At 47.7% G+C, this 13071-nt stretch carries 12 protein-coding genes and 1 other RNA gene; 11 read left to right on the top strand and 2 right to left on the bottom strand.

Features of this window, described 5'->3' with window-relative positions; translation table 11 throughout:
• Positions 1–7 precede the first annotated feature (7 nt).
• From ACR1R9_RS05000 to rnpB, 3 genes are all read left to right on the top strand, one after another.
• A complete protein-coding gene (locus tag ACR1R9_RS05000) occupies positions 8–766 on the top strand; it encodes a tRNA (adenine(22)-N(1))-methyltransferase (RefSeq protein WP_433921586.1) in 759 nt (252 codons plus the stop codon).
• Positions 742–1857 (top strand): Nif3-like dinuclear metal center hexameric protein, encoded by a 1116-nt coding sequence (locus ACR1R9_RS05005; RefSeq protein WP_433921585.1) that lies wholly within the window; start codon positions 742–744, stop codon positions 1855–1857. The genes ACR1R9_RS05000 and ACR1R9_RS05005 overlap by 25 nt, the downstream gene beginning before the upstream one ends.
• A gap of 80 nt (positions 1858–1937) precedes the next feature.
• Positions 1938–2347: RNase P RNA component class A (rnpB, locus tag ACR1R9_RS05010), an RNA gene on the top strand.
• A gap of 229 nt (positions 2348–2576) precedes the next feature.
• Here the strand turns inward: rnpB and ACR1R9_RS05015 are convergent.
• Positions 2577–3806: a PLP-dependent aminotransferase family protein gene (locus ACR1R9_RS05015; protein WP_433921584.1), complete on the bottom strand. Its 1230-nt coding sequence runs from the start codon at positions 3804–3806 to the stop codon at positions 2577–2579.
• A gap of 108 nt (positions 3807–3914) precedes the next feature.
• Here ACR1R9_RS05015 and ACR1R9_RS05020 point away from each other — a divergent pair, with 108 nt between their 5' ends.
• Together ACR1R9_RS05020 and ACR1R9_RS05025 are read left to right on the top strand one after the other, a co-directional pair.
• The gene (locus ACR1R9_RS05020; RefSeq protein ID WP_433921583.1) at positions 3915–5435 is read left to right on the top strand and encodes a PLP-dependent aminotransferase family protein; all 1521 of its coding nucleotides are present in this window, start codon (positions 3915–3917) and stop codon (positions 5433–5435) included.
• 85 nt (positions 5436–5520) lie between these two features.
• Entirely contained in the window at positions 5521–5778 is a 258-nt protein-coding gene (locus tag ACR1R9_RS05025) for a hypothetical protein (protein ID WP_064636406.1), read from the top strand.
• Between the two features lie 95 nt (positions 5779–5873).
• Here the strand turns inward: ACR1R9_RS05025 and ACR1R9_RS05030 are convergent, their stop codons facing one another.
• Positions 5874–7751 carry a S8 family peptidase gene (locus ACR1R9_RS05030; RefSeq protein ID WP_433921582.1) on the bottom strand — a complete coding sequence of 626 codons (1878 nt, stop codon included), beginning with the start codon at positions 7749–7751 and terminating at the stop codon, positions 5874–5876.
• Between the two features lie 287 nt (positions 7752–8038).
• On the opposite strand from ACR1R9_RS05030, the gene ACR1R9_RS05035 reads away from it, so the two are divergent.
• The 6 genes from ACR1R9_RS05035 to thiI all read left to right on the top strand — a co-directional run bounded on the left by ACR1R9_RS05035 (position 8039) and on the right by thiI (position 12961).
• A complete protein-coding gene (locus tag ACR1R9_RS05035; RefSeq protein ID WP_063567014.1) occupies positions 8039–8545 on the top strand; it encodes a YpuI family protein in 507 nt (168 codons plus the stop codon).
• Positions 8546–8710: 165 nt separating this feature from the next.
• Positions 8711–8929, top strand: a complete 219-nt coding sequence (locus ACR1R9_RS05040) for a DUF1540 domain-containing protein (RefSeq protein ID WP_064636410.1) — start codon at positions 8711–8713, stop codon at positions 8927–8929.
• Between the two features lie 34 nt (positions 8930–8963).
• On the top strand, positions 8964–9383 hold the full coding sequence (locus tag ACR1R9_RS05045; RefSeq protein WP_076288105.1) for a hypothetical protein: 420 nt from the start codon (positions 8964–8966) through the stop codon (positions 9381–9383).
• Between the two features lie 242 nt (positions 9384–9625).
• Entirely contained in the window at positions 9626–10387 is a 762-nt protein-coding gene (locus ACR1R9_RS05050) for a lytic transglycosylase domain-containing protein (RefSeq protein WP_076288106.1), read from the top strand.
• Between the two features lie 174 nt (positions 10388–10561).
• The gene (locus tag ACR1R9_RS05055) at positions 10562–11710 is read left to right on the top strand and encodes a cysteine desulfurase family protein (protein ID WP_099858463.1); all 1149 of its coding nucleotides are present in this window, start codon (positions 10562–10564) and stop codon (positions 11708–11710) included.
• Between the two features lie 6 nt (positions 11711–11716).
• Positions 11717–12961: a tRNA uracil 4-sulfurtransferase ThiI gene (thiI, locus tag ACR1R9_RS05060; RefSeq protein WP_310853739.1), complete on the top strand. Its 1245-nt coding sequence runs from the start codon at positions 11717–11719 to the stop codon at positions 12959–12961.
• The last annotated feature ends 110 nt before the right edge of the window (positions 12962–13071 follow it).

Below are 13071 nucleotides of genomic sequence, written 5' to 3' on the forward strand. Positions count from 1 at the left end.
GTGCTTCATGAAACTTTCGAATCGATTACAGCGGATACATGATCAAATTCCAGAAGGAAGCCGCTTGGCTGACATTGGCTCAGACCACGCTTTGCTTCCGGTAGCGGCAGTACGCAGCGGGAAAGCAGCGGGTGCAGTAGCCGGAGAAGTCAACCCCGGTCCTTATGAAGCTGCACGCAAGCAAGTCAGCGATGCAGGCCTGAAGGAACAAATTACAGTACGTCGTGGAGATGGATTGGATGTCATCTCTGCAGGAGAAGTGGATGTTATCACCATTGCCGGTATGGGAGGGGCACTTATTGCCTCCATTCTGGATCGTGGCCTCTCCAAACTGGATGAGGTCAAGCTTCTTATTTTGCAGCCTAATGTTGGTGAGGATATTCTTAGACGTTGGCTGCTCGAGCATCACTGGGTGGTGGTTGCAGAACAGCTGCTTGAGGAAGATGGCAAAGTGTACGAAATTATTACAGCAATGCCGCAAGAACTCAGTCCGATTGCCAATGAGGAAGTGTATCGCGCACGACCACTTGAAGGCGGAGTGGAATTGACATCAGATTTGCTGCTGCGCATGGGGCCTTATTTAACTGACCGTCCAACGGATGTGTTTTTTGCCAAATGGGAGAGCGAAATCGTCAAGCTGCAAAGTGTTGTGCATTCCATCTCCAAATCCGATCAGGAGTCTTCACGGGACAAGGCGGCAGAGGTGGAGCGTCTTATTGTGAACTTGAAGGAGGTACTCTCATGTTTGCCAAAGGTCAAACTGTAATTCAATTGATGGAGCAGCTTGCTCCCAAACATCTGGCCGTGCCGGACGATCGGATTGGCCTTCAACTTGGCAGTTTGCAAAAGGAAATTACGCACGTTCTCATCGCACTTGATGTTACGAACGAAGTTGTAGACGAGGCCATTCGGATTGGAGCCAATCTGATTATTGCGCACCATGCCATCATTTTCCGTCCGGTCAAGTCATTGAATACCGATACACCGATGGGGAAACTGTACGAGAAGCTGATCAAGCATGATATTGCGGTGTATATTAGTCATACCAATCTGGATGTGGCTGAAGGCGGCATGAATGACTGGATGGCCGAAGCCATTGGAATGGAGAGCAAGGAATCACTTGAGGATGTACATACAGATCATTTGTTCAAACTGGCTGTATTTGTACCTCGTACCCATCATGAGCAGGTACTCCAGGCGATTCTGGAAGCGGGCGCTGGCAGTATTGGGCAGTACAACAAGTGCAGCTTCAATACGGAGGGGACAGGTACTTTTGTAACGGGAGAGGGGACACAACCTTTCATCGGTACAGAGGGACAGATGGAGCGTGTAGAGGAAATGCGGATTGAGACCATTGTACCGCAGAGTCTGCGCAGCAAGGTTGTACAAGCGATGCTTAAGGCTCATCCATATGAGGAAGTGGCCTATGACCTGTATGCAATGGATTTAAAAGGCCGTACGCTGGGTCTGGGGCGCTTGGGACCACTCAAACAACCAATGACACTCGGTGAGCTGGTGGAGGTCGTTAAAGCCCAACTGGATGTGCCATACGTTAGGGTAGTAGGCGATCTCAATCGGAAAATCAAAAAAGCAGCAGTGCTTGGCGGTTCAGGCAGCCGTTATACCCTTCCAGCACGGTTCAAAGGAGCAGATGTCATCGTTACTGGAGACATTGATTATCATACCGCTCACGATGCGCTGATGGCGGGTATGTGTATCATCGACGCCGGGCATAATGCCGAAAAAATCATGAAACCGAAAACTGCGGATTGGCTGCGCTCACGTTTGGAAGACAAGCGTTATGATACGCAAGTGACTGCATCCGAGGTAAACACCGAAGTATTTCAGTTTATCTAAAAGCACCGGTTACATTGCTTCCAGTAAGATTAAGCTTGTTTGTAAACTCAAATGCCTGTATACTATGTAATGTTGTTCGGAAAGCTTGACAGACAATCGCTGGTGGCCTTCGTTGCCACGAGAGGAAAGTCCGGGCTCCACAGGGCAGGATGCTGGATAACGTCCAGTCAGCGCGAGTTGAAGGATAGTGCCACAGAAATGGACCGCCGATGGCCGGATTTTCCGGCACAGGCAAGGATGGAACCGAGGTGTAAGAGACCCCGAGGAACGCTGGTGACTTCGTTCCTGGTAAACCCCATCTGGAGCAAGACCTAATGGGACACAGTCGACTCTTTGGAGAAGGCAGCCTTAGCCCGAGGTGTGTCTAGGTTGGTCGCTTGAGCTGTGCAGCAATGTATGGCCTAGATAGATGATTGTCGCTTGTGGTGGGAGGGTAGTTCCCGTCTGAACCACGAAGAGCACAGAACCCGGCTTACGGTAAGCTTTCCTAACTACAACACAAACAGTAACAAGTGCAGTCCACTATCAGTCATGGGCAAACAGAACGATTATGCCTGACTGATCAGAAGGACGCGATTAAACTTCAAATGAATTCCTGCACTTGCAGGTCATATAAATAAGGCGTCAGACTTCGAGATTTCTCGGGTCTGACGCCTTATTTTTGTTGTTATTCGTTGGAATGAGAAATTGTTCCTAATGATACAGTGGATGACAGTTCGCTACAGTGTAACTACACTGTCCGACTGTAATGATGCATGCCAGCGTTGAATGGCACGATCCATACGTGCTACAGCCTCGGGAAGCAGATCTGGATCAGTATGAGTAAAGTTGATCCGCATACGGTTCAGCTCCGGTGTACCCGCATAGAAGGAATCTCCTGGTACAATGCATACTTTCTCCTGAATTCCATAGGTAAACAGATTGCTGGCCAGCATGCCCTCAGGCAGTTGCAGCCATAGGAACATTCCGCCCTGCGGTGAGTTCCAAGAGATACCTTCCCACGATTTTGCAGCCATGAGAGTGGTCATTTTTTTCATCCGTTGTTCATAATCCTGTGAGATATTGCGAATATGCTCGTCCAGATCGAAAGACTCCAATAGCGCATGAAGTGCTCTTTGGTCGATGCTGCTGGAATGCAAGTCTGCCCCCTGTTTGGCGCGGGCAGCTATTTTGATAACATCCGGAGCTGCCAGTATCCAGCCAGTGCGGAGACCTGGAGCTACTGTTTTGGAGAATGTGCTGGTGTAGATGACATTGGATGGACCCTCATAGGATTCCGCATCCAGTTGCGCCAGTGCAGGGGCATCCAGTTGTTCCGGTTTAAAGCGGATTTCACCATAAGGATCGTCTTCCAGGATCAGTACGCCATATTTCCGGCACAGATCCACGGCTTGTTGACGTCTGGCGCGACTCCATACTTTACCTGACGGGTTGGAGAACGTAGGGTTAATGTATACGAGCTTTGGTCGATGCAGTTGCAGCTGTTCCTCCAGTGATTCAGGTAACATGCCGTCCTCATCACAGGTAACACCGTGCGCCTTAGCCTGATAGGAATGAATGACTTGAAGGGCAGCCAGATAGGTTGGTGATTCAACCAGTACGCTGTCGCCTGGATCGAGCAAAATCCGGCACACCAGGTCAATGGATTGCTGGGAACCGGTAGTCAGAAGCATATGGTCAGGTGAAGCAGGAATGCCCTTGGATTCAAGACGTTCTGCAATTTTGGCACGTAATGGTCGGAAACCTTCCGTCTCTGCATATTGAAGAGCAGCTGCGCCGCCCATGAATACCTTCTCGTATGCGTCACGGATGGCTTCAAGCGGGAATGATGACTGGGCAGGTAAACCTCCGGCTAGAGAAATCATTCCAGGCGCCTGTGCAGCCTGTAGCATGTCGCGAACGACAGAGGACGGGGTATTTTGTGCCATTTTGGACCAAGGGATATTCATATTATTCTCATCTCCTGTTATTCACTGTTATACTGATATTATAAACTATAATAGACGGAAGAAGTATAACAGTAAAATGCTGATCATAACAGTTAGGAGGGTGCATGTGTGCATATTGAATTGAAACGGGGAAGCAGCACCAAATTGTATGTTCAGATTGCCCTTACACTTGCTGACCGAATAAGGTCTGGACTAATCGAGCCTGGAACTCGTCTGCCGTCGGTTCGTAAAATGACGGCTGATCTGGGCGTCAGCCTGGTCACCGTGTCCAAAGCTTATTCCGAGCTCGAAGCCATACAGCTGATTACATGTTCCCAGGGGAAGGGATGTTATGTACGTGGCGCGCAAGAGCTGGAGAAAACGGAGGATATGGAGAGAACTCACCGTACTCATGCAAAGAATGAATCCAGCACACCTTGGAACTGGCAGATGGCTCTTGTGGATTATCTGCCCCGAGCTCAGCTCTGGAGACATTTTGATGCATCTCCACAAGTTAGATATGAGCTGCATATGTCGGCAATTCAGCCTGAATTGTTGCCAACACGAGAGATTATCGACAGTGCATATCGGCTTTCCTCGAATCATCCAGAGCGCATGGCAGCCTATGGGTCCTTTCAGGGGGACCGGGAACTTCGTCAGACGTTTTCCGGGCACTTTGCAGAAAGAGGTTTGCGGGTAATGCCTGAACGGATGCTGATTACAAGCGGTACCCAGCAGGGAATCGATCTTGTTGCGCGTACGTTTGTTGGTCCTGGTGATGTTGTTTACATGGAAGCACCGAGCTATACGGGAGCCATTGATGTTTTCACAAGCAGAGGAGCGAAGATTATTACGGTGCCGATGGATGACGATGGTATGCGTATTGATTTGTTAACCCGATTGTGTGATACATACCCGCCCAAGTTGATATACACGATTCCTACGTTTCACAATCCTACGGGCATTACAATGAGTGCCAAACGGCGTGCGCAACTGCTTAACCTTGCTCAAAGTTATCATTGTCTCATCCTGGAGGATGATCCGTTCGCCGATCTGTATTTCCGTGATCCTCCACCTGCTTCCATTAAATCGATGGATGGGACGGGTCATGTGATATATATCAAAAGCTTCAGCAAAGTATTATCACCCGGCTGTCGTGTGGCGTGTGCGGTTGCAGACGGAAGTGTGCTCACCCGACTTGTTGCTGCCAAATCCACTGCGGATCTCGGAAGTCCGTTGCTAACACAAAAGGCGTTGCAATCGTTTATACAGCATCAATACAGTGCGTATACAGCGCGATTGAGAAATGAGTTATACTCCCGGCTGCTGGCCGCATCAGCGGTACTGGAGGAACATGGTTCTCCCGGGATGTACTGGACTTTGCCTGATGGAGGACTAAACTTGTGGCTGCAATTGCCAGATGGTTTGGATATGCGTGAGCTGCACCGCCAGTCACTTGCCGCAGGTGTTTCTTTTTTGCCAGGCTCTGCTTGTTATGTGGGGGAAACGGATACGGCGAGTCTACGGATTTGCTTCACGGTTACGAATCAGGAGCTGTTATGCGAAGGGCTGCGGGTATTATGTATGGTCATTAATAACATTACACCGCAACAGGGTGGGGCAACGGCGGACAGGCTCCCGCTTATATAATTTTTCGGAACACGGACATACATCCAATCCACATCGGACCCAGTGCAATACGTTATAGTATCACTTGAAAGGGAGTTGGTTTGAAATGAACCATTTCTGTCCACCGCTTTGTCCGATTGTATGTGACCCAATCCAGGTTGTTGAAGATTACTACATCCCACAAATCGTACCCGTAATTCACCCGATCGAAGTCATCAAAAAACATCACTGTGTGCCAATCCATCATCACATGTATCCTGTCGTAGTCAAAGAAGAAGATCCTTGTTATGTTTCAAGCCACAACGGTAAGAAAAAATCCGTGAAAAAATCAAGCAAATCCCGCACAACTTCTCGCAAACGCTAGTGCAGCGGGTGCCCCGGGGAAATAGGTGAACATACCAAAGAGCAGCATACGCCCCGGGGCGCAGCTGCTTTTGTTTTTTTATATCCAGTGAGCGGTTATTGTTTGATGTACTTTTTCATTGTATTGTCCATTTGCTGTCTCACATGTTGCGGCCAAAATTGAAGTGGGGCACTGTTGCCAGAGGCCGCCTCCAATGCTTTAAACACATCGATTTGACCATAACCGAAATACTTGTCATGACCTGGGTCTCCCAGATCTATGACGCTTTGACGCATGAGATCCATGACTTCTGTGTTGGTCAGATCAGGGTTGAGTGAGCGAATCAAGCCTGCAAGTGCCGCTACATGGGGGCTGGCCATCGACGTTCCGGACAAGGCTGCATATTGGTTGTTCGGATACGTACTTGCAATGCTGGACCCTGGAGCCGTCACATCGACGTAATCCCCGTAGTTGGAATAGGAAGCTTTGTTCATGTCCGGATCCGTAGCGGATACCGCAAATACTTCCGGATAAGCGGCAGGGTATCCCGGACGCTCCGTATTGTCGTTGCCGGTCGCTGCAATTAATACAATGTCGCGATCAAAAGCGTATTTGATAGCATCATGAAGAAATTGGGCATCTGCATAGTTACCCAGACTCATGTTAATGACCTTGGCTCCATGATCAGCAGCCCAAATGATGCCTTCGGCCACAGCATAGGTTGTGCCTGAACCCGAATTGTCCAGCACTTTAACAGGTAATACCTTGTTATACCAGCTCATGCCTGCTACACCTTCGTTGTTATTCACAACAGCGCCAATGATACCTGCTACATGTGTACCATGGCCTACGTCATCAAGCGGTTGGCTCGCCGGCTCGACAACGTTATAACCTTTCAGCAGCTTACCCTTCAGATCGGGATGAGTCAGATCAACGCCGGTGTCGACCACTGCAACGATAACATCCTTGTTACCCTTTGTAATATTCCAGCCACGGTTAGTCTCAATGGCGGGCAAGTTCCATTGGTAATCGGAAAACAAAATATCATTGGGCACGGTTACATCTTTTTGTTCAGGGACGGTCTCATTGGTTAAATACATGTAGTGGGGTTCCATATACAGCGGATTCCATTTACGTTCGAAATAAGCATGTAATTGTTCATAATTCATATGTTCCGACCGAAAAACATACGTGTATCCCAGCTTGCGTGCCGATTGCGTCCGCAGGTCAGATTTAATGATGCGCATATCCCGTTCACCTGGATCCTGACGGAACCGAATGACGATTTCATTTTCGTAAAAATGGCTGGCATTGGCATTATCATGTCCTGTTTTTACAGTGATTTCTTTAAGGGTGTCGGGGTGCACAGACTCGATTTTGAATTTTCCTTCACGCGGATAAGGAATCATGCGCAAATTTTTGCGCTGATGCTGTTCCACGGCATTCAGTACATTTTGGCTAAAGAGAGCGATGACGGCACGTTCTCCATCCTTGGAGGGCTGCGCCATAACAAAAAACTTTTCCTTGCCCAGAGGAAAGGAAGAAGACTCGAAGCTTTGACGTTTGCTCACTGCTTTCTTGGCTAGGGCGAGAGAATGTTCCAGCTTTTGCTGTTCCATTTTACTTCCTTTTGCTGCTGTTTTGTCAAAGTGCCGACTGCGTGATCCCTTGGTATTCATTACATCAATAGACCGTATATGATCATGTGTTTGTTGTAGCTCTTTAACGTATTGACTTATTTGCACATCATTCATTTTGGAGGTCTTCTCAAGCATGATGCTGAGGTGCTGTTTGGCATCTGCACGGGTGAGCAGATCGGTTGACTTTACATCCTGGACTTTAAGACGTTGTTTGCTCGCATGTTCCTCGTGTGGAGAATCGGGCATGGCACTTGGAGCAGGAACAGGGCGATTGGACGTTGGAAGCAAAAGCGTCAAGGCAAGTGCGCCCGCACCCGCGGCAATGGCCCAGTTAACCCATTTCGGTCTGGACATAAGGATGGAACCTCCTCGTTTATTTTGACAATCATCTTACAGTGCTCTGATTTCATCGTTGTCACTGGATATATCTATCGTTAGGAAAAGCGGTTATTTTTATGCAGGTGAACATCAGGTGAGCTGTGTGTAATGGGCATGTTCAGGAACAGAAAGGGAAAGCCTGATTAAGGGATACCGCTCGTCAACTTTTTATGGTAGGATAGTACCTGAGAATTCAAGGTCAGGGGAGAACCTCCCGTTGGCCGATCTATATGTAAGGACTTATTTAAGGGGGAGCTACCTTTATGTCAGCAGCCAATGTACAGAAAACATGTGAGTCAACTAGGGAAAAGTTAAAACCGGCTATCGATCGGATCGAAAAATTTTTGAATGAAAATGCCTTGCCTGAACTGGATCAGAATCAGACGGAGGAGTCATCAGCCTTCTACAAAGGATTTCTTTCGGATCTCCGTCATTTGCTCGTTTTTTCTGAAGTTTCTTACGAAAAACTTGGCGTTGTGCTGCGTCGTGCCAATTTTGATGTCGATTTTGCCGAAAAGGCTCTCTATAACACATATCATCAAAGCATAAACAGCTTTTTCTATCCTAAAAATGAATGTTACTCCGAAGATGGAAGATATGCTTACACTGGTCAGGATGCAATCCGTTTCCGTGATAAGCCAATTCGAGCAGTACGTGATGTCATTCTTGAGATATCCAAAACGTACGAAGAACTGCGCGATGATTTGGCTTTTTATGAAAGTGACTACCTAACGCAGCGTCGCATGCAAAACCAACGCAATCACGCGTAATTACATTTTCAACTTATATACAAATTGGACAAAACCGCCCTTGTGGCGGTTTTTTTGCGTTTTCTTCAACTGGCATTATAGATAAAGGATCATGTCATCATCTGGCATTTCGTTGGAGAATAGCCGATTTGCGGTGCGGAGACAATAGATGTCGAGGTGATAAAAATGAGCCAAGAGAAGCCGATCGTCAAATGCAGTGTTGCTAACTGCCACTTCTGGGGAGAAAACAATTTCTGCCAGGCTGATGCCATCATGATTGACATCGACCAACATGCCACCCGTCGCTTACATGAGGAATTTGCAGGAGAGACTTTTGATTCCGATCATCACGATCATGCCCGTACTTCATCTGCGACTTGCTGTCACACATTCAAACCGAAATGAGCAGTCATTCCCATTTATATGGAGGTGCTTTGCAATGAATAATGACCGTAGAGATGATCAATCGTTCCAACGTCCAAAAACGACTCCGTTAGATGAAAAGCAGCGTCAGCGTGTAGACTATCCAAGACGTAGCCACAGAGAAGAGTATGGCGCAGAGGTAGCGCCCCCAACAGGTTCTATTCGAACAGAACCTACGGAAAGAACAGATCATACCCCTGTGAAGCGTGAAGATGAAGACGGTGTTATGAAATCTACTGGCCGAATCTCCGGATATATGGGTCTGGCCTTTGGTATCGCATCCTTATTTATGTGGTCCATTGTCCTTGGTCCAGCTGCAGCGGTACTTGGTTACTACGCTTACGTCAATGGGCGGAAAACGGCGGGTGCGTGGTCCATCGGACTTGGCGCAGTGGCAACACTCAGCTATTTCTTCATGATTCCATTCGCCCGTTAATAAAGCACAAACATGATGTAACAATCAATACACAAGTGCTTAACCAAACAGGATATGAGCTTATTATTTGCAGCCTTCTGCTCCCACCTTAATTAAATGGGGATTGCAGAAGGTTTTTTCGCATGTGCGAAATAAAGTTGTATGATCGGTCTATTTTTTTGAAAACAATGGAACCTCTCTGTAAAATAATGTAGAATAAAGTCATAATCTACGTTTACATTATACGGGAGTGAATATAACTCATGCAGATTGATCCGCGCGCGTCGCGGCAGTTGCTGGAACTGCAATTGTCCAATAGTCTCAACGAAACAAATGCATCAGACGGAAACTCCGCTTCAACAGTGGATTTTGCCAGTATGATGGACGGGCTGCTCGGGACGAATTCAAATACTTTGAACAATACTGGTACCGTTGGCGAAGACGTGAATTCTGCTGCGATTTCCAAACGATCCAGTGACGGTCTGTTGTGGCTGCAACTGGGCAGTATGTATAACCCAGATACAAGTTCTGTTTCATCCTCGAACAGTAATGTGGTTTCTTTATCTTCCCTGTTAAATACTGGAACAGGGGATTCGAGTGCATCTGTTCCTACTGATTTTGAATCTTTGATTGCTTCGGCGAGCGCCAAATATGGGGTGCCTGAATCATTGATCAAGGCGGTCATTGACACTGAATCCGGTTTCAATCCGAATGTTGTGTCTTCCGCAGGTGCCAAAGGACTAATGCAGTTGATGGATGGTACGGCAGCAGGGTTGGGAGTAAGTAACGCTTACGATCCCGCTCAAAATATAGATGGTGGAACCAAATACCTATCTCTCCAGCTTCAGCGTTTTGGTGGCGAGGTGAAGATGGCACTTGCTGCTTATAATGCCGGCCCGGGACGGGTTTCGAGTCTGGGTGTATCGAGTGACGCTGAACTGATGAGTGTACTTAACCGCCTCCCTTCGGAAACACAGGCTTATATTTCCAAAGTGGAGAAAGCACAGTCGAAATATACGGTATAAATGGTATAAACGACAGAAATGGCAACACAACAGTACGTCTAGGAAGAGATCAAACGCGGGAACAGCAGCCTTAAATGTGCTTAGTTCCTGTTTGGTCTTTTTGTGTTGAGCGGGGATCGTGTTACAATGCTCACTGTAGATTCCACAACGAACAGACAAGGAGGGGAACCTCATTTGAAATATTTTGATTATGCGGCAACAACGCCTCCTCATCCGGATGTCGTTCGTACAATGGCCGAGATTATGGAGGCCCAATATGGGAATCCGTCTTCAATACATGGATATGGTGAGCGAGCCCATCAACTGTTGCGCCGAGCGCGATCTGGTTGTGCCGCCGCCATTGATGTGAAACCAGAAGAAATCGTATTTACCTCAGGCGCAACTGAGAGCAACAATCTTGCTATTAAAGGGGCGGCATTACATTACCAGTCTCGGGGCAAACACATCATTACAACTGCAACGGAACATGCTTCAGTATACGAGAGTTTTGTGCAGCTACAGCAGTGGGGCTGGGAGGTCACTTGGCTTCCCGTGGATTCCGATGGTCTGGTTAGCGCCCAGCAGGCAATGGATGCTATACGATCGGATACGGTGCTTGTGAGTCTGATGCATGTGAACAATGAAACAGGAGCGATACATCCAATTGCTGAAATTGGTGCACGACTGAAGAAGGAAGCACCAAAGGTGCTTTTTCATGTGGATGGCGTGCAGGGTTTTGGCAAGATAGAGGCTAAACCTGCGGCATGGGGCGCAGATTTGTACAGCTTGTCTGCTCACAAGATTCGTGGTCCCAAAGGAGCTGGACTTCTCTACGTACGAAGTGGAGTGGAGCTTACCCCTTTATTGTCAGGGGGGTCTCAAGAACAGGGACTGAGAGCGGGAACTGAAAACGTACCTTTGCTTGTGGGTATGGCGAAGGCGATGCGTCTCGCTGCGGAACGTCAGGCTGACTTTGCACAACGTACAACGATTTTGCGAAATCGTATTATGGAGGTCATAGATACGATTCCCGGACTTGTGTTAAATAGTCGTAAAGAGGGTGCTCCGCACATTGTTCATTTTTCCTATCCTGGAATGAAGGCAGAAGTGGCGCTGCATACCCTTGAACAACTTGGAGTAACTGTTTCTACACAATCTGCTTGCTCTTCGCGATCGGCTGAACCCAGCAGGGTATTGCTTGCTATGGGCAGGGATAATGCTTGTGCTGCTGGTGGATTGCGTATTAGTCTTGGAGATGAACATACAGAAGAAGATGTGGCACTGCTGGAGCAGGCTTTACATCAGATGGTGGCGCAGCTGCGCCCGTTGGAAAGGCGGATGTGATTTTAGATGAAATATGATATGCTGCTTCTCCGCTTCGGAGAGTTTATGTTAAAAGGAAAAAACCGTGCCCGGTTCGAAAAAACAATCATCACCCAGGTACGTTCTCTGCTCAAACCTTACCCAGGTGCAAGTCTGTGGAAGGAGTTTGGACGGTTGTATGTTGATCTGGGTGGTGAATCTCATACAGAACTGATTGCTGTGCTGAAACGAGTATTCGGCGTTACGTCGATCAGTCCCGTTAAAGTGACTCCATCTGAAACTGATCAAATCGTGGAGACTGCCGTTGCTTTTATGGATGAGAGAGAGTCTGAATTCAAAGACGGTACCACATTCAAAGTTAATGCGCGGCGTGTATGGAAAGAGTTCCCCAACTCTTCGCATGAAATGAACCATCTAGTGGGTTCTCCGATTCTTCGGAAATTCCAGCAGTTAAGTGTAGACGTGCGTGAACCTGACATTGAACTACGTGTGGAAATCAGGGACCAGGGCACGTATATCTTCAGTGAAGTCATTCCGGCCGTAGGTGGATTTCCCTTGGGTACAAATGGAAAAGCGATGCTGTTATTATCGGGTGGCATAGACAGCCCTGTAGCTGCATGGTCTTCGATGCGTAGAGGCCTGGAAGTGGAATGTGTACATTTTTACAGTTATCCGTTCACAAGCCAGCGTGCCAAAGAAAAGGTCATTGATTTGGCGCGTGCACTTGCTGATCATGCAGGCACAATTAAGCTGCATCTGGTTCCTTTTACGGAAATTCAAACAGCATTTACCCAACTGGGACAGGATAACTTGATCATCACACTGATGCGCCGCTCCATGTTACGTATTGCAACCAAGCTAGCTGAACGTGAACGTGCGCTTGCACTGATTACCGGAGATAGTCTGGGTCAGGTAGCAAGCCAGACCCTGCCAAGCATGAATGTCATTGGACGTGCGACGGATCTGCCGTTGCTGCGACCACTTGTCATGATGGACAAGCAGGAGATTATTACTCTGTCCAAACAGATCGGAACGTATGATATATCGATTCTGCCATATGAGGATTGTTGTACTCTTTTTGTACCGAAGTCCCCAACAACGAACCCGAATCTTCGCATTGTGGACAAAATCGAAGCGACTATGAGTCAACTACCGGAATGGGTGGAGCAGGCGGTGGAGAAGACAGAAACAATTACGCTGCATGCAGGTGAAAACTTTATGATAACCAATCAACAGGATGAAGTTAATGACATGAAAGAAGAGTGGTTTTGAGGAACCTCATTCTGGATTGAATGACATAATAAGCACTATGTTATCTGCATGAAGAAAAAGGACTGACCGATGTATTATCGGTCAGTCCTTTTTATGGTTGTGGCTGATGG

Source organism: Paenibacillus taichungensis (assembly GCF_050994985.1).
GTDB lineage: Bacteria > Bacillota > Bacilli > Paenibacillales > Paenibacillaceae > Paenibacillus > Paenibacillus taichungensis.

What these genes read in the sequence shown, in the direction of transcription:
- ACR1R9_RS05040 (WP_064636410.1), top strand. Translation starts at nt 8,711, where the DNA reads ATGAGCCAAGAGAAGCCGATCGTCAAATGCAGTGTTGCTAACTGCCAC.
- ACR1R9_RS05025 (WP_064636406.1), top strand. Translation starts at nt 5,521, where the DNA reads ATGAACCATTTCTGTCCACCGCTTTGTCCGATTGTATGTGACCCAATC.
- ACR1R9_RS05050 (WP_076288106.1), top strand. Translation starts at nt 9,626, where the DNA reads ATGCAGATTGATCCGCGCGCGTCGCGGCAGTTGCTGGAACTGCAATTG.
- ACR1R9_RS05045 (WP_076288105.1), top strand. Translation starts at nt 8,964, where the DNA reads ATGAATAATGACCGTAGAGATGATCAATCGTTCCAACGTCCAAAAACG.
- thiI (WP_310853739.1), top strand. Translation starts at nt 11,717, where the DNA reads ATGAAATATGATATGCTGCTTCTCCGCTTCGGAGAGTTTATGTTAAAA.
- ACR1R9_RS05015 (WP_433921584.1), bottom strand. Translation starts at nt 3,806, where the DNA reads ATGAATATCCCTTGGTCCAAAATGGCACAAAATACCCCGTCCTCTGTC.
- ACR1R9_RS05030 (WP_433921582.1), bottom strand. Translation starts at nt 7,751, where the DNA reads ATGTCCAGACCGAAATGGGTTAACTGGGCCATTGCCGCGGGTGCGGGC.
- ACR1R9_RS05005 (WP_433921585.1), top strand. Translation starts at nt 742, where the DNA reads ATGTTTGCCAAAGGTCAAACTGTAATTCAATTGATGGAGCAGCTTGCT.
- ACR1R9_RS05000 (WP_433921586.1), top strand. Translation starts at nt 8, where the DNA reads ATGAAACTTTCGAATCGATTACAGCGGATACATGATCAAATTCCAGAA.
- ACR1R9_RS05035 (WP_063567014.1), top strand. Translation starts at nt 8,039, where the DNA reads ATGTCAGCAGCCAATGTACAGAAAACATGTGAGTCAACTAGGGAAAAG.